At 74.9% G+C, this 16,316-nt stretch carries 14 protein-coding genes; 3 read left to right on the top strand and 11 right to left on the bottom strand.

Annotated elements, in window-relative coordinates; translation table 11 throughout:
• Positions 1-37: 37 nt before the first annotated feature.
• The 3 genes from ACIQOW_RS12720 to ACIQOW_RS12710 all read right to left on the bottom strand — a co-directional run bounded on the left by ACIQOW_RS12720 (position 38) and on the right by ACIQOW_RS12710 (position 4,555).
• A complete protein-coding gene (locus ACIQOW_RS12720) occupies positions 38-1,336 on the bottom strand; it encodes an extracellular solute-binding protein (RefSeq protein WP_401083407.1) in 1,299 nt (432 codons plus the stop codon).
• 64 nt (positions 1,337-1,400) lie between these two features.
• Complete coding sequence (locus tag ACIQOW_RS12715) at positions 1,401-2,750, bottom strand: alpha/beta hydrolase (protein ID WP_401083405.1); 1,350 nt, start codon at positions 2,748-2,750, stop codon at positions 1,401-1,403.
• Positions 2,747-4,555, bottom strand: a complete 1,809-nt coding sequence (locus ACIQOW_RS12710; protein WP_401083404.1) for a glycoside hydrolase family 13 protein — start codon at positions 4,553-4,555, stop codon at positions 2,747-2,749. Before ACIQOW_RS12710 ends, ACIQOW_RS12715 begins: the two co-directional genes overlap by 4 nt.
• Positions 4,556-4,736: 181 nt before the next feature.
• Between ACIQOW_RS12710 and ACIQOW_RS12705 the strand changes: the two genes are divergently transcribed.
• A complete protein-coding gene (locus ACIQOW_RS12705; protein WP_401083402.1) occupies positions 4,737-5,753 on the top strand; it encodes a LacI family DNA-binding transcriptional regulator in 1,017 nt (338 codons plus the stop codon).
• Between the two features lie 74 nt (positions 5,754-5,827).
• Here ACIQOW_RS12705 and def read toward each other — a convergent pair whose 3' ends face one another.
• The 8 genes from def to ACIQOW_RS12665 all read right to left on the bottom strand — a co-directional run bounded on the left by def (position 5,828) and on the right by ACIQOW_RS12665 (position 13,988).
• Positions 5,828-6,469, bottom strand: coding sequence for a peptide deformylase (gene def, locus ACIQOW_RS12700; protein ID WP_401083400.1), 642 nt, complete (start codon positions 6,467-6,469; stop codon positions 5,828-5,830).
• 43 nt (positions 6,470-6,512) lie between these two features.
• Positions 6,513-7,505 (bottom strand): c-type cytochrome biogenesis protein, encoded by a 993-nt coding sequence (locus ACIQOW_RS12695; RefSeq protein ID WP_188299282.1) that lies wholly within the window; start codon positions 7,503-7,505, stop codon positions 6,513-6,515.
• Between the two features lie 300 nt (positions 7,506-7,805).
• Positions 7,806-9,125, bottom strand: coding sequence for an HD-GYP domain-containing protein (locus ACIQOW_RS12690; RefSeq protein ID WP_401083742.1), 1,320 nt, complete (start codon positions 9,123-9,125; stop codon positions 7,806-7,808).
• 119 nt (positions 9,126-9,244) lie between these two features.
• Positions 9,245-10,672 (bottom strand): HD-GYP domain-containing protein, encoded by a 1,428-nt coding sequence (locus ACIQOW_RS12685; RefSeq protein WP_401083398.1) that lies wholly within the window; start codon positions 10,670-10,672, stop codon positions 9,245-9,247.
• 395 nt (positions 10,673-11,067) lie between these two features.
• Positions 11,068-11,478: a mycothiol system anti-sigma-R factor gene (rsrA, locus tag ACIQOW_RS12680; RefSeq protein WP_401083396.1), complete on the bottom strand. Its 411-nt coding sequence runs from the start codon at positions 11,476-11,478 to the stop codon at positions 11,068-11,070.
• Entirely contained in the window at positions 11,475-12,332 is an 858-nt protein-coding gene (locus tag ACIQOW_RS12675) for a sigma-70 family RNA polymerase sigma factor (RefSeq protein WP_317619982.1), read from the bottom strand. Before ACIQOW_RS12675 ends, rsrA begins: the two co-directional genes overlap by 4 nt.
• A gap of 167 nt (positions 12,333-12,499) precedes the next feature.
• Entirely contained in the window at positions 12,500-13,180 is a 681-nt protein-coding gene (locus tag ACIQOW_RS12670) for an alpha/beta family hydrolase (protein ID WP_401083393.1), read from the bottom strand.
• Between the two features lie 55 nt (positions 13,181-13,235).
• Positions 13,236-13,988, bottom strand: coding sequence for an SOS response-associated peptidase (locus tag ACIQOW_RS12665; protein WP_401083391.1), 753 nt, complete (start codon positions 13,986-13,988; stop codon positions 13,236-13,238).
• 151 nt (positions 13,989-14,139) lie between these two features.
• On the opposite strand from ACIQOW_RS12665, the gene ACIQOW_RS12660 reads away from it, so the two are divergent.
• Both ACIQOW_RS12660 and aroA read left to right on the top strand, forming a co-directional pair.
• Positions 14,140-14,865 carry a M50 family metallopeptidase gene (locus ACIQOW_RS12660; RefSeq protein WP_401083390.1) on the top strand — a complete coding sequence of 242 codons (726 nt, stop codon included), beginning with the start codon at positions 14,140-14,142 and terminating at the stop codon, positions 14,863-14,865.
• 112 nt (positions 14,866-14,977) lie between these two features.
• Positions 14,978-16,309, top strand: a complete 1,332-nt coding sequence (aroA, locus tag ACIQOW_RS12655; RefSeq protein WP_401083389.1) for a 3-phosphoshikimate 1-carboxyvinyltransferase — start codon at positions 14,978-14,980, stop codon at positions 16,307-16,309.
• Positions 16,310-16,316: the final 7 nt, after the last annotated feature.

Raw genomic sequence — 16,316 nt, 5'->3', positions numbered from 1 at the left:
CGGTGCACGAAGGAGCGGCGGGCAGGAGGCAGGAGGCTCAGCGGGCCTGGCCCAGGGCGGCGCGGATGGCCTCCCCGGCCTGCTTCATGGTCGTGGCCGGGTCCGCACCCGCCACGATGTTCGCCTCGGCCTGGCCGAGCGGCCCCCAGATCGCGTTCATCGCGGGGATCGTCGGCAGCGGCTGACCGCCCGCCCCGGCGGCCGCGAGGGCGGCGATGTCGGGGTCGGTCGCGGACGCCTTGGCGAGCGCGGAGGTCAGCGCGGGCGGCTCCGGCGAGGCCTGGTAGAGCGCCAGCTGGCCCGACTCGGAGCCGATCTCGCGGAGCAGGAACTCCTGGGCCAGCGGCAGGTTCCTGGCCTTGGCGGAGAGGTAGAAGCTCTGCACCCCGACGAACGGCCTGGCCTGGCCCTTGCCCGCCCAGCCGGGCACCGGCGAGATCGCGTAGGGCAGCCCGGCCTGCTTGAGCTGGCCCAGCGCCCAGGGTCCGGCCACCAGGAACGGCGTCTTGCCCCCGGTGAACAGCGCGATGGCGTTGGTGTCCACCGAGCGGCTGAACAGCCCGCCGCCCTTCTCTCCGTACTGCTTGAACAGCTCGCCGGCCGCGATCGAGCCCGGCCCGCCGACCCCGAGGTCCGCGGTGTCGTAGCCGCCGTCCGCCTTGGTGCCGAACAGGTAGCCGCCGGCCGAGGTGAACAGCGGCTGCAACGCGTACGCGTTGCCCTGCTGGCCGATCGGCAGGGCGAGCGGGACCTCGCTCCGGCCCGCCTTGACGGCGCCCTGCCCGGCGGCGGCGAGGTCCTCGAAGGTGGCGGGCGCGTCCGGGGCGAGTCCGGTGTTGCGGAACAGCACCAGGCTCTCGGTCGCGTACGGCAGCCCGTACGGCCGGCCGTCGTGGTTCACGGCCTCCAGGGCGGCGGGCTGGAACAGCGCCTTCTGCGCCGCGGTCAGCGGGACGGGCGCGACGACGCCGTTCTGCACCAGGTTGCCCAGCCAGTCGGAGGCGCCGACCACCAGGTCGGGGCCCTTGCCCGCGTTGGTGGCCGAGACGTAGGCCTGCTGGGTGTTGACGGACTGCGGGACGACGGTGACCCGGACCCCGTGCTCCTTGCCGAACCGGTCGGCGAGCGGCTGGAGGGCGGCGGCCTGCTGGGTCTGCGCCCAGATCACCAGGTCGCCCTCCGCGGCCGGGATCGCCGGGTCGGTCATCGTTCCTCCCGGGGCCGCGCCGCTCGCTGAGGACGGGCCGGCGGCCGGCGCGCCGGCGGGCGAGGTGCCGCCGCAGGCCGTGACCAGCAGGGCGAGGACGCCGAGGGCGGCGTGTCTGCGGTAGCGCATCGTCCGAGACTCCTTCGTCTGGGAGGGGCCCGGGAGAGGCCGGGCCCCGGGAGGGCGGGGCGGGTCAGATGCCGTCCGCCGGGCGGTGCCAGCGGTCGACGGTGAGGTCGAGCCGGGTGTCCCGGTCGACGGTGAGCGGGTGCATGACCCGGAGGCCGTCCCCGTCGACGGCGTCCAGGCCCCAGCCCCGGGAGACGCCGCCGTCGAAGCCGGTGCCGCGCGGGACGGCGATCCGGCCGCGGAAGCGCCCCGGGCCGTCGGGCCGGCAGGGCAGCGGGCCGAACATCACCGGCGCGTCGTCCGGGGTGCCGTCCGGCACGGTGACGACGACCTCCAGGACGGGCCTGGCCGGCAGCTCCGGCGCCACCTCGACCTCGGTGTGCGCGCTCAGCCCGTGCGCCCGGACGGTCACCGCGGTGCGTCCGGCGGCCAGCGGGCGCAGCAGCCCGTGCGGTGAGACGGCGGCGACCTCGGGCCGCTCCGCCCGGCAGTCGGCCTCCAGCGCGGTGTACCGCACGCCGTCGGCCCGGACGGCGACCGGGTTGACGGCGCTCCAGGTCTCGCCGGGGGCGAGCCGCAGGTGCGCGGGGGCGGTGAGCGAGACGACCGGCGAGGGGGCGCCGAACAGGTGCAGCAGCGCGTGCCGGGCCCGGTGGCGCCAGGCGTCCTCGTGGTGGGGCGCGGTCGGGTCCTCGTAGTAGAGGAGGTCGGCGCCGCTGGTGTAGCCGGCCTCGTCGAGGAGCCGGACGGCCAGCTCCCTGGCCGGCCGGGCCAGGATCAGGCCCTCCCGGCCGCCGATGTCCAGCCAGAGCCGGCGGGGTCCGCGGCGGCGGTAGCGCTCGTACACCACCTTCTCGCCGAGGTCGGCGGGGTCGACGTGGGTGAGGAACGGCGAGAGGACGGCGGCCAGGCCGAACACCTCGGGTCGGCGGAAGGCCATGTGGTAGGCGACCAGGCCGCCCATCGAGGAGCCCATCACCGCGGTGTGCCCGGGCCCGGTCCTGGTCCGGTAGCGGGCGTCGACGAACGGCTTGACCTCGTCGGCCAGGAACGCCTCGTAGCGGTGGCCCTTGAGCGGGGTGCCGGGCGTGCGCCAGTACTCGGCGACGTGCGAGTACTCGGTGCCGCGCTCGGCACCGGCGTTGGGCACGCCGACCGCGATCAGCTCGGGGATCAGGCCCTCGGCGTAGAGCCGCTCCAGCGTCCGGTCCAGCGCCCAGGTGGGGCGCTGTCCCTGGTCGAAGACCTGCTGGCCGTCCTGGAGGTAGAGCACCGGGTAGTCGGCGTCCCGGTCCTCGTCGTAGCCGGGCGGCAGGTGGACCAGCAGGTCCCGTTCGTTGCCGAGCGGTTCGGAGCGGAAGCCCGGGATGCGTTCGATCCGGCCGCGGCGCACGGCGGCCCCGGCGCCGCTCACCGGGCCACCGACCAGACGTGCACGGCCGGGCCCTCGGCGGGCAGGTCGCGACCGGGGACGAGCTGCGGCCCGCCGAGCAGGTGGGTGGCGTGCCACTCCCCGGCCACCGGCGGGTGGTCGGCCCGGCTGATCTGCACCAGGATCCGCTCGTGGTCGTCCTCGCGCTCGAACAGCAGGACGTCGCGCTCGGCGAGCAGCCAGCGCAGCCCGCCGCCGGCGAGCGCGCTGTGGCCGCGGCGCAGCCGGATCAGCTCGCGGTAGGTGCGGTAGGTGTGCCGGTCCCAGGTGGACTCGTCCCAGGGGAACGGCTTGCGGCCCTCCTCCAGGCCCTCGCCCAGCACGCCGACCTCGTCGCCGGAGAACACCATCGGAGTGCCGGGAAGGGTGAACAGCAGGGCGGCGCCCAGCAGTTGGCGTTCGGGTCCGGCGAAGCTGCGGAACCGGGCGGTGTCGTGCGAGTCCAGCAGGGTGAGGTTGTGCACCCGGCTGCGCCAGGGCAGGGCGGCGCCGAACGCCGTCATGGTGGCCCGCAGTTGGGCGCCGCCGTAGTCGGGGATCGGTCCGGGCACCGCCCAGAAGTCCTTCTGGTCGTGCCGTTCGGCGAGCCAGGACCAGACCGGGCGGGTGAAGCCCGCGTAGCTCATGGTGCCCTGCCAGCCGTCGCCGCCCAGGGCGAGCGAGGCGTCGTGCTGGTGCTCGGCGAGCAGCACGGCGTCGGGGTTGGCGGCCCGGACGGTGGCCGCGGTGGTGGTGGCGACCAGGCGGTTGAGCTCGACCTCGCCGCGCCGGCCGGCCATCTGGGCCACGTCGACCCGCCAGCCGTCCAGGTGGAACGGCGCCCGGAGGTACCGGGCGACCACCGAGCCGGGGCCCTCGTAGAGGCGGCGGCGCAGTTCGGCCGAGCGGTGGTCGAAGGTCGGCAGGGTCCGCACGCCCAGGAAGGTGGCGTAGTCCTCGGGGCCGCCCTCGCCGAAGAAGTAGAAGCCGGCCTCGGGGCCGTCCGGGTCCTGCTGTGCGGTGCGGAACCACTCGTGGTCGCTGCCGGAGTGGTTGAGGGTGATGTCGCCGATCACCTTGATGCCGCGCCGGTGGGCCTCGGTGGTGAGCGCGATCAGCGCCTCGTCGCCGCCGAGCGCCGGGTCGACGCGGTCGAAGGAGACGGCGTCGTAGCGGTGGTTGGAGCGGCCCTCGAAGAAGGGGGTGAGGTAGATGACGGTGGCGCCGAGGCGCTGGATGTGGTCGATCCGGCGGGCCACGCCCCAGAGGTCGCCGCCGTACATCTGCTGGAGGGCGGCGGCGTCGCCGGTGTGCAGCGGGGCGTCCCATTCGGCGGGGCGGGCCCAGGCGGCGAGCGGGGCGTCGCCGCCGCGGGCGTAGCGGTCGGGGAAGACCTGGTAGACCACCGCGTCGGCGGCCCAGGCGGGCGGCGCCGGGTGGGTGGTGAGGCGGAAGTCGGTGGCGTCCGGCAGGTCGTGGTCGTGCAGGCCGGCCGCGGTGAGCCAGCGTCCGCCGTCCGGGGTGTGCAGCCAGAACCGGTAGTTCATCTCCGGGTTGACCATCGTCAGGCGGGCCCGCCACCAGGTCGCGTCGGCGTCCGTGCGGTCGGGCACCGCGGCCTCGAAGTGCGGTTCGCCGTCCGGGACGGAGCGCAGGAAGACCCGCTCCACCCGCCGGCCGGCCGGCACCCGGACCAGCAGGTCGACGGTCTGCCCGAGCCGTGGCGCGAGGTCGCCGACGTAACGCGCGGAGCCGTCGTGGTGCGGCTGGTGGCGGGCGGCGAGGCGGTGGCTGCGGGCCGTTTCCATGGAGCTCCTCGGTCGGGTGAACAGGGTGATGGAGGGCGGCGTTCCGCTTACCGGGGCCGACGAGGGAACCGTAACGGCGATGAAACAGTTGCGCAATACGTTGCTAAGATTGTTTCACCAGCCTCGCTGACCCACGGCCGGCGGTTTGTAAGATGCAGGCTCGACCAGTCGGGAGGACCAATTGAGCGGCCCGTCACTACGGGACATCGCCGCCCGGGCAGGCGTCAGCGCCGCCTCGGTGAGCAGGGTGATCAACGACCGGCCGGGCGTCTCCGGCGACACCAGGCTCAAGGTCGCCGAAGCCATGCGGGAACTCGGCTGGCAGCCGGACCAGGGCTACGACCCGCACCAGGGCGCGCTGGTCGGCATCGTCGTCCCCGAGCTCGACAACCCGGTCTTCCCCCTGCTCGCCTCCGCGATCGAGGTGCAGCTCGCCAAGCACGGCCTGACCGCCGTGGTCGGCACCTCCACCCGCCAGGGCACCGCGGAGCTGGGCTACATCGACGTCCTGCTGCGCAAGGGCGTCTCCGGGCTGGTCCTGGTCTCCGGCCGGCACGCCAACCCGCACGCCGACCACGGCTTCTACCGGCTGCTGCACGAACGCGGCATCCCGATGGTGCTGGTCAGCGGCCGGGTCGAGGGCCTGACCGTGCCCACCGTCGCCACCGACGAGGCACTCGGCGCCCGGATCGCCGTCGCCCACCTGCGCGAACTGGGCCACCGGCGGATCGGGCTGGCCGGCGGCCAGGGGTACCTGCGGCCCTCGATCAACCGCCTGGACGGCTACCGGCGCGCGATGCGCGAGCTGCTCGGCGAGGACGCCCCGGCCGACTGGTACGCGGAGTCCTCCTACTCGATCGCCGGCGGCGCCGCGGCCGCCCGCCGGCTGTTCGACGCGGGCGTCACCGCGATCGTCGCCGGGAGCGACCTGATGGCCCTCGGCGTCGCCCAGGCCGCCCGCGAGGCCGGCCGTTCGGTGCCGGGCGACCTCTCCGTGGTCGGCTACGACGACTGCTACCTGGCCGCGCACAGCAACCCGCCGCTGACCACCGTGCGCCAGCCGATCCAGGAGATGGGCTCGGCCGTCGCCGAGGCCCTCTGGCGCCAGCTGGAGGGGCACGGCGGGCAGGTCGGGGACTACCTGTTCACCCCGGAACTGGTCGCCCGCGAGTCCACCGGCCGGGTGCGCAACGGCTGACCCGACGCCGAGGGCCGGGACACCCGTGGTGTCCCGGCCCTCGCGCGCACCGCGCCGTCAGTCGAGCGGCACCGTCAGTCGTTCGGCACCGTCGCGTACTTCGGGGTGCCCTCGGCCATCTGCAGCAGGGCGTCCTTGCGGTCCCGCTTCGACAGCTTGTCGATGTACAGGGTGCCGTAGAGGTGGTCGGTCTCGTGCTGGAGGCAGCGGGCGAAGAAGCCGGTGCCCTCGACGCGGACCGGCTTGCCGTCCCGGTCGACGCCGGTGACCGCGGCGTAGTCCGGGCGGGCCAGCTCGGCGTAGGCGGTGGGGACGGAGAGGCAGCCCTCGTTGCCGTCGTCGAGGACGCGGCGGCGGTCGGCCGGGTACTCCTCCAGCACGGGGTTGATCACGTGGCCGATGTGGCGCACGCCCTCGTCGTCCGGGCAGTCGTAGACGAAGACCTTGAGGTCGACGCCGATCTGGTTGGCGGCGAGGCCGACGCCCTCGGCGGCGTACATCGACTGGAACATGTCGTCGATCAGCGCGGACAGCTCGCCGTCGAAGGCGGTGACGTCCTTGACCTCGCGGTGCAGCACCGGGTTGCCGACGACGGTGATCGGGCGCGCGGTGCCCTTGCTGAGGTCGGGCTCCTCACCCATCACCTTCACGGGCGTCTCGGGCGCCGTCCCCTCCACGTCGTGCTCGTGCTGGTGCTGCTCGGCCTGCTCCGCCATGTCTTCCGCTTCCGTCGGTGTACGCGTTACCTCACCAGGGTACTCAGCACACTTCTTCGAGGTCCCGGTAAGCCCGGGTTGCGGGGGCGGCCGCCGCCCAGCGGTCCAGCAGGGTGCGGACGAGGTGCGCCGGGGCGGCGATCCCGCACTCCCGCTCGACCAGCCAGGACATCCCGGCCGCGCCGCCCTGGCTGAGGTGGCTGAGGTGGCCCGGGTGGGCGGCGTCGCCGTCGTCGTGCGGGTCGTGGTGGGCGGCGACGCCGTCGTCGGAGGCCATCCGGCTCTCCGAGCAGGCCCGGCACAGCAGCCGCACCGAGGAGGTCCAGTCCTCGGCCGCGTAGCCGGCGTCGGCGACCAGCTTCTCCAGCGCGTCCCGGTCCCCGGCGGTGGCGGCCTGGAGCAGCACCACGTACGTCGGCACCGGGGACGGCGCCCACAGCTCGATCTCGTCGAACACCGGGTAGGCGACGCCGTCGGTGACCCGCTCGCCGTGCGGGGCGCCGTCGTGCAGCACCACCTCGCCCCAGCGGCGGCCGGAGGAGGGCAGCGGGATGGACAGCACCTCGATCCTGGCCGGGTCCAGCCGGCGGCCCCAGACCACCTCGGACTCGCCGTCCGGGGAGAGCCGCACCGGGGTGGTGCCGAGGTCCAGGCTGACCGGGCCGTCCGGCTGCCCGCCGGGGCCGCCCGGCAGCTTCAGCCCGTACGCCTGCCAGGCGCGGCGGGCCAGCGGCCAGTCCTGGAGGGCGGTGGCGGTGATGCCGAGGTTCCACCAGTCCGGGGCGCCGTGCTCGCGGTCCAGCAGGGCGACGGCGCGCAGGCCGGCCGAGCGGGCCTGCTCCCAGTCCCGGCGGAACTTGTGCAGCAGGGCCAGGTTGAACCAGGAGTCGGAGAGCCACGGCTCCAGGTCGGCGGCCATCACCAGCAGCGCGCCGGCGTCCTCGTAGCGGCCGTCGCCGATCAGCGTGAAGGCCCGGTCGGTCGTCTGCCGCCAGGTGGCGGACGGCCGGTGCCGTGCCCGGTGGAAGATCCTCACGTTCGTCCCTGCCGTCGTCGTCCGCTCAAGTCCCGTGCCACCGTGCCCGTACCGCCTCGGGCGGCGTTCGGAGCCCGGTGCCCCGGGTCGGTGTTCCACGCTACGACCGCATCCAACCACGCCCGCCCCCGGCCGCGCTCCCCACCGCCGAGGTTGGGGCCCGCCCCTCCCCAGCCTGCCCGTCCGATGCCGCCCGCTCAACCCCTGACGGCCGGATCCCGGTTCCCCGGCGCCGCGACGGCGCCGCGACGGCGGCGGACGGCCCGGCGCGCCCGCGCCCCGCGCACCCCGGCTCGCCCCTCAGCGGCGGGTCTGCCCGCCCACCCTGGCCAGGGCGTCCACGACGCGGGCGTCGTAGACCCGGCCGCGGCCCAGCCGCAGCGCCTCCAGCGCCTCCAGCCGCCCGACCGCCTCGCCGACGCCCCGGCCGCGGGCCGCCGTGAGCAGGTCGTCGTGGGCGTTGGCGACCCGGATGATCCGGGACGCCAGCGGCACCGGGCCCTCACCGCCGGCGGGGCCGGAGCAGGGGTCGGCCAGCCGGGCGACCTGCTCGGCGACCTGCCTGGGCACCCCGGTGCGGCTGATCACCTCGCTGCCGAGGCGGGCGATCCGCTGCTGCTCGGCACCGGGCAGCAGGGCGGTGGCGCCGTCCGGCACCGGTTCGACCAGGGACAGCTGGCCGACGTCGTGCATCAGCGCGGCGTACTCCAACAGGGCGAGCTCGCGGGTGCCCAGACCCAGCTCGCGGCCCAGCGCGCACGCCGTGTCCGCGACCCGGCGCGCGTGCCCGTGCGGGGTGTAGCCGGCCACCTCGGTGGCCCGGGCGAGGCTGGCGATGGTCTGCCCGGTGGTGGCCCGCACCGCGGCGGCGCGCCGGAAGGACACCTGGGCGAGCAGCAGCGGGGTGCAGAACAGCGGCAGCGCCCACAGCCCGACCTCGCCGGCCGCGAGGCTGACCAGCATCCCGGTGGCGACGATCGCCGAACCGATGCCGAACAGCGAGCGCAGCTCGTCCTCCAGCGCCGCCGGGAACCGCAGCCCGCCGCCGGAGCGGCGCAGCAGGGCCGCCAGGGTCGCGTCGCAGAGCGCGGCCAGCGCGGCGACGGTGGTCAGGAAGGCCCCGTACGCCGGGCCCGCGGGCGAGAAGCGGTCGACCGCGCCGCCGGTGTACAGCGGCTGGAAGACGGCGGCGGCGAAGCCGACGGCGAGCAGCCGGCGGGCGGCGCCGTCGCGGCGGGCCGGGTCGCCCCAGGGCGGACGGCGGTGCGGCTGTCCCGGCCGGTGCGGCAGGGCGAGTCCGGCCAGCCGGCCCAGCAGCAGGCCGGCCCCGGTCACCGCGACCACCTGGAGCGTCCCGTGCGCGGTCGGCACCCCGCGCAGCGGCCCGAGCAGGGCGTACGCCAGCGCCCCCGCCGCGCCGATGGGCGCCTGCTCCCGATCCCCCGGAAGGGTGATGCGGACACACTCGCCCAGCGCGATCAGCGCGGTGAACGCCAGCGCGACCCCGGGTTCCGCGATCCCGCGCACCCCGACCGCGCCCAGCGCGAGCACCAGCAGCGCGGCGGCGGCCGCGTGCACCGCGCGCGCGGTGCGCCCGCAGGGCGTGCGGCCGAGGGCCACCCGCCGCAGGGCGCGGCGCCCGGCCGGCCCGGATCCCGGCACCACCCACCCGAGCGCCGTACGACCGGAAGCCCTGAGCCCCGAAGAGACGGCTCCGGGGACCGCCCGTCCGGGGGCCCTCACGGCTGCCCGGCCGCGGGGACGTTCCCGCCCTGGGGCGGCACCCGGCCCGGCGCCGCCCTGGCCGGCTCGGGCACCCCGAGCGGGATGTCGGGCACCGCCTCGATGCAGTCCTCGGAGTGCACCACCGGCCGCCAGTCGTGCCCGGCCAGCGCGCCGATCAGCGCCCGCACCATCACCGGGTCGAACTGGCTGCCCGAGCAGCGCTCCAGCTCCGCCACCGCCTCACTGACCGGCCGGCCGCGCCGGTAGGAGCGGGTGGAGGTCATCGAGTCGAAGGCGTCGGCGACCGAGATGATCCGGGCGAACTCGGGGATCCGGTCGCCGGCCAGCCCGCTCGGATAGCCCCGGCCGTCCATCCGCTCGTGGTGGTGCAGGATCCCCGCGTGCGCCTCGCCGAGGAAGTCGATCCCGCGCACCAGTTCGTACCCGTACACCGGGTGGATCTCCACCGCCCGGCGCTCCGCCTCGGTCAGGGGACCGTTTCTGCGCAGCAGCTCGGTGGCCACCCCGAGCTTGCCGACGTCGTGCAGGATGCCGGCGAAGCGCAGGGTACGCAGCCGCTCGGCCTCCATGCCGAGCTGAGTGGCGATCAGCACCGAGGCCCGGCCGACCCGTTCGCTGTGGCCCCGGGTGTAGGAGTCCTTGATCTCCACGGCCTGCACCAGTGCCTGCACGGTGGCCTGGTGGGCGTCCCGCTCGCGCTGGCCCTGGGCGAACACCCAGGCCGAGATGGACAGCGGCAGCAGCGCCAGCAGCGCCGCGAACGCGCCGTACGGGCCCTGCCAGAGCACCGCGACCATCAGTCCGCCGGCCGCGTGCACCAGCACCGGCAGCCCGCACACCGAGTGCGCCCCGCGCAGCAGCACCCAGACCTTGCGACCCTCGGTGAGCATCCGCATGACGCCCACCACCACCCCGTTGACCAGGCAGAACACCGCGACGGCGGCGAACCCGGGCAGTAGCGCGGCGGGGAAGCGGGAGCCGAGCAGCAGCTGCGGGCCGTACAGCAGGTGGAAGACGACCGAGGAGGCGAAGGCGCACAGCGCGAGCTGGGAGCCGTTGAACAGCTGTCGCGGGCGGCAGCCGCGCCCGCTCGGTCCGCCGAGCAGCGCGGCCGGGGCGGCCACCAGGGCGGCGGCGGCCGGCGGCAGCATCAGCACCCCGGCGAACAGCACCGGGAAGAAGGCGTTCACCCCGGGCCTGGCGGGCGTCCGCTCGGGCAGCGCCGGCCGGCGCAGCAGCCGGCGCACCAGCACCAGGCAGGGCGTGGGCAGGCCCTGGGCCAGTGACTCCCAGCAGCCGTGCAGGAAGGCCAGCAGTCCGACCTTGGGCCAGTCCACCGGCCCGCCGAGCCAGCCCGGCACTCCGGGGGCGGCCGGCAGCAGCGGCACCAGACAGCACAGCGCCGCCACCGGGACGGCCACCAGGTAGCGCGCCGCCCCTCGCGGCAGGGTCGCGCCTCCACAGTCGGTAGCGATCTCGACCTCCCCGCCGTACGGACCGGTGTTGCCTCAGCACGCCGGGCGAACCGACGGTGAGCGTCCGTCAGGAGGATAGGCCGCCACCCGGGCGTGGGGACGCATGATGGCGCAATGGCGCAGTTGGCGCATCGCCAACTCACTCGAACGAGTGACAGCGCATGTGCGCAGAACAGGAGCGGCCCCGGGAGCACACACTCCCGGGGCCACTGGACACCCTGATCCGAACCGTCCGACGGCCTGCCCGGGCCTCCCGACAACCTGCCGAATCGCCCGACAATCCGTCCGAACCATCCGACCCGCCGTCACCGACGGGCCGGCACACGCCTACCGTCGGCCGGTCACTCCGCCTGGGCGCCGGCCTCGACCGGCGCGCCCGGACGCCCGGGCGCTTCCCCCGCGGCCGCCCCGCCCGGCCTGGGCGCCGGCCTGGCCGCCTCGGCGTGCAGCTCGACGGTGGTCTCCACCGCGACCACCACCTGCTCGCCCGCGCGCTGCCCCGACCGGATCGAGTCGATCCTGGCCAGCACCTTGCTGCGCAGGTCGGCCGGGGTGTCGTCGCACCCGCAGGAGCGCTTGATCAGCGCCTTGATCGCCTGCTCCAGGCCGTACTGCTTCAGGCAGGGCGAGCACTCCTCGAAGTGCACGCGCAACTTGACGCAGTCGCCCTCGGTCATCTCGTTGTCGAGAAATTCATAGAGGTGGTCGAGGACCTCGCCACACTCGGTTTCGTGCGGATCGCCGCAGCTCATGAGCCCGAGCCCTTCGCTTCCTGCCCTGCCCCGCTGCCGGCCGGGACGAGCCCGCGCTCACGGGCGTAATCCTCCAGCATGCCGCGCAGCTGACGGCGGCCGCGGTGCAGCCGGGACATCACCGTACCGATGGGAGTACCCATGATGTCCGCGATCTCCTTGTACGCAAAGCCTTCCACGTCCGCGAGATAGACCGCGATCCGGAATTCCTCCGGGATCGCCTGGAGCGCGTCCTTCACATCACTGTCGGGGAGGTGGTCGAGCGCCTGGGTCTCGGCCGAGCGCAGACCCGTCGACATGTGCGACTCGGCCCTGGCCAGCTGCCAGTCCTCGATCTCCTCCGCCGCGGTGCGCTGGGGCTCCCGCTGCTTCTTGCGGTACGAGTTGATGAACGTGTTGGTGAGGATGCGGTACAGCCAGGCCTTGAGGTTCGTGCCCTCGCGGAACTGGTGGAAGGACGCGTACGCCTTGGCGAACGCCTCCTGGAGCAGGTCCTCCGCGTCGGCCGGGTTGCGCGTCATGCGCAGCGCCGCCGAGTACATCGGATCCAGGTAGCCCAGGGCGTCGCGCTCGAAGCGCTCCCGCCGGGTCTCCTCGCTCTCCTCCGCCGACACCCGGTAGGTGTCCTCACCGATCGCCTCGGCCAGCTCCTCACCGGTGAGCGCCTCGCCCGTGGGCATGGCGTCGCCCGGGCCACGGCCCGGATCGGCCTCGTGCTCGGTCCCGACGACCGGACCCACCTCCTCGGCATGACGGGCACGGCCCACGGCGGGCCGCCCAGAAATGGAGGATATCGGGCTGACGGGCTTCTCGCCCGCGTCGAACCACTCCGGCCAGGAGGGGGCGAACGCCACAGCGGCCTCTCGCTCCTCAGGCCGTTCGGGGCACGCGATCGAACCCATCTGCCCTGCCTCTCACCGGTGACTCGTGCTGACGGAGACGACAACCACCCGCACCCCGCGCACATTCCCGCTCACGGAGACCATTCACTCGCACGAGTGAGCGAACGGCGACGCTCCGCTCACCGGCCCCCGACCAGGGCCAGCACCCAGTCCCCCACCGCGGCGCAGATCAGGTCCAGCACCTCGTCCTGCCCCACCGGCGCCCGCTTGGGCACCTCGAAACCGTGGCTGCCGTACGGCACCGCCACCAGCTCGTGCCCCGCGGGCAGCCCGGGGAACTCCGCCGGCCCGCCGAACGGGTCCGCCGCGCTCTGCACCACCAGCGTCGGCAGCCCCGACTCCAGCAGCTCGTCGGCCCGGCTCTTCTCCGGCCTGCCATGGGCCCCTCCTCCGCGATGGCGGGCGGAGGAGGGAGGGTGCAGCGGGAACGCCAGCGCCACCACCCCCACCGCCCCGGTCGCCGCGCCCGTCCGGCAGGCCACCCGCGCCCCGGCGCTGCGCCCGCCCACCACCAGCGGCAGCCCCTGCCCGGCCAGCCTCCCGGCCACCGGCCGCCAGCCGAGGTCCAGCGTCCTCGGCGCCGGCCCCAGCCGCTTCCCGGCCACCCGCCAGGGCTGCTCGACCAGCGCCACGGTGATCCCCCTGGCCGGCAGCTTCCCGGCCAGCGCCACCAGGTCCCTGGCCTCGATCCCGCCGCCCGCGCCGTGGCCGAGCGCCAGCACGGCCACCGGCTTCGCGGCCCGGTGGTAGCTGATCCGGGCCTCCCCGGCCTCGGTGGGGACCAGCTCGGTGGTGCTCATCTCGGCGTCTCCAGGAACCTTCGGAACGGAACAGGGCAGGACAGGACAGGACGGGTCAGAACAGGGTGGTCTCGTACTCGGCCTCGGCCCACGGCTCCTTGAGCCCGGGGCCGTTGTTGCGGATGCTGCCGACCGCCGGCGAGACCGGGGTGGCCAGCAGCGCGCCCGGCGGCGGGGGTATCAGCAGCCGGCGCACCTCGTCCGGGTCGGTCAGCCCCGGGTCCAGCCACGCGTCCCAGTCCCGCCGGTCCAGGAACAGCGGCATCCGCTCGTGGATCGGCGCCAGCGCCTCCTCCGCGTCCGTCGTGACGATCGTGAACGTCACCAGCCAGGCCTCCGGGTGCCCGGGCGGCACCGCCCGGTTGCGCCAGAACTCGTACAGCCCGGCCAGCGCCAGCGGGGTGCCGTCCGCCCGGGAGACGAAGTACGGCTTCTTGCGCGCCTTGCCGCGCTCCCCCGGCACCGTCTGCCACTCGTAGTACCCGTCCACCGGCAGGATGCACCGGCGGGCGGCGAAGGCCTGCCGGTACGAGGGCTTCTCGTGCACCGTGTCCGACCGGGCGTTGATCATCTTCACCGCCGTCTCGGCGGAGTTCGACCACTGCGGCACCAGCCCCCAGCGCAGCACCCGCAGCTGCCGCACCGGCCGCGGCCGCTCCCTGCCCAGCCGCTCCAGCACCACGAACGCGCTGTTCGTCGGCGCGACGTTCCAGTTCGGGTCCAGGGTCTCCCCCGGGTCCCAGTGCTCGACGTCGAACAGCTCGACGACGTCCTCGGGCTTGCTGCTGGCTGCGAACCGACCGCACATGCGGGCCAGCTTGCCATGCCGCCGGCCCCGGGACTTCCTCGTCCCCGCACCGGAACCGCCCGCTCCCGCCCGCCCGTCCCCGCATGGGAGGCTGCCCCGAACGGCCCAACGGGACGGGCCCGGTACGACGGACGGAGGCGGAGAGGCACCGATGAACACGGACGACCACACCTTCGGCGACCTGTGGAACCAGGTCACCGGCACCCAGAGCACCCCGCCCGGCTGGCTGGTCCTGGCCACCGGGGCCGTCGCCCTGCTCACCGTCCTGGCCCGCCCGCTCTGGCACGTCGCCCGCAACGCCGTGACCATCGCCCACGAGGGCGGCCACGGACTGGTCGCCCTGGTCACCGGCCGCAAGCTGGCCGGCATCAGGCTGCACTCCGACACCTCGGGCCTCACCCTCTCCTACGGCCGCCCCACCGGCCCCGGCATGGTCCTCACCGCCGCCTCCGGCTACACCGCCCCCGCCCTGCTCGGCCTCGGCTGCGCCGCCCTGCTCGCCACCGACCGGATCACCCTGCTGCTCTGGCTGGCGATCGTGCTGCTGCTCGCCCTGCTGCTGCGCATCCGCAACGCCTTCGGCTTCCTCACCGTGCTGGCCTCCGGCACCGCCTTCTTCCTGGTCTCCTGGTTCGGCAGCGCCGAGGTCCAGGCCGGCTTCGCGTACCTCGGCTGCTGGTTCCTGCTGTTCGGCGCGGTCCGTCCCGTCCTGGAACTCCAGCACCAGCGCAGGATCGGCTGGGCCCGCGACTCCGACGCCGACCAGCTCGCCCGGCTCACCCACGTCCCCGCGATCGCCTGGGTCACCGTCTTCCTGCTCGTCGCCCTGGCCTGCCTCGGACTCGGCGCCTCCTGGCTGCTCCAGCCGCTGTCCTAGCCGGTCCGCGCGACGCGCCGCCCCGAACCGTCCCGACACCCACGCCCGCCCGCACGCCCACACCCACGCCCGCACGCGGAATCCGTTCCGGCACGGCCCCTAGACTTGCCCCATGACCGAGACCCCGTGGCCCGCTCCCGTCGCCACCAGCCCCGTCGACGCCACCGTCAGCATCCCCGGCTCCAAGTCGGTCACCAACCGGGCCCTGGTCCTGGCGGCACTCGCCGACGGTCCCGGCTGGGTGCGCCGCCCGCTGCGCAGCCGGGACTCCCAGCTGATGGCCGACGGCCTGCGCGCCCTCGGGGTCACCATCGAGGAGAAGGTCAACAACGACTCCGGCGGCACCGGCGGCGGCGAGGCCTGGCGGGTCATCCCCGCCCCCGCGCTGCTCGGCCCCGCCTCCGTCGACGTCGGCAACGCCGGCACCGTGATGCGCTTCCTGCCCCCGCTCGCCGTCCTCGCCGACGGCCCGGTGCACTTCGACGGCGACCCGCGCTGCCGCGAGCGTCCCCAGCACGGCGTGATCAACGCCCTGCGCGCGCTCGGCGCCCGGCTCGACGACGAGGGCCGCGGCGCCTTCCCGCTCACCGTGCACGGCACCGGCTCGCTGGACGGCGGCCCGGTCGAGCTGGACGCCTCCTCCTCGTCCCAGTTCGTCTCCGCGCTGCTGCTCTCCGGCGCCCGCTACAACCACGGCATCGAGGTCCGCCACGTGGGCGGCCCGGTCCCGTCGCTGCCGCACATCCGGATGACGGTGGAGATGCTGCGCCTGGCCGGCGCCCAGGTCGACGCCCCCGAGGACGGCGGCGAGAAGGACGTCTGGCGGGTCACCCCCGGCGCCCTGGTCGGCCGCGACATGGTCGTCGAGCCCGACCTCTCCAACGCCGCCCCGTTCTTCGCCGCCGCCCTGGTCACCGGCGGCCGGGTCACCGTGCGGGACTGGCCCGCGCACACCACCCAGCCCGGCGACCAGCTGCGCGAGATCTACACCCGGATGGGTGGCGCCTGCGCGTTCACCGACGAGGGCCTCCAGTTCACCGGCACCGGCCGGATCCACGGCATCGAGGCCGACCTGCACGATGTCGGCGAGCTCACCCCGGTGATCGCCGCCGTCGCCGCGCTCGCCGACTCCGAGTCCCACCTGTACGGCATCGCCCACCTGCGCCTGCACGAGACCGACCGGCTCGCCGCGCTCGCCAAGGAGATCAACGACCTGGGCGGCGACGTCAGCGAGACCGAGGACGGCCTGCGGATCCGCCCGCGCCCGCTGCGCGGCGGCGTCTTCCACACCTACGAGGACCACCGCCTCGCCACCGCCGCCGCCGTCATCGGCCTCGCCGTGCCCGGCGTCGGGGTCGAGAACGTGGCCACCACCGCCAAGACCCTGCCCGACTTCCCCGGGATGTGGGCCGAGCTGCTCGGCGGAGCGGCGGCGGACGCCTGAGCGGAGA

This window comes from Kitasatospora sp. NPDC091335 (assembly GCF_044757205.1).
Taxonomy (GTDB): Bacteria; Actinomycetota; Actinomycetes; order Streptomycetales; family Streptomycetaceae; genus Kitasatospora.
This window is presented reverse-complemented; position numbering and strand designations above follow the sequence as displayed.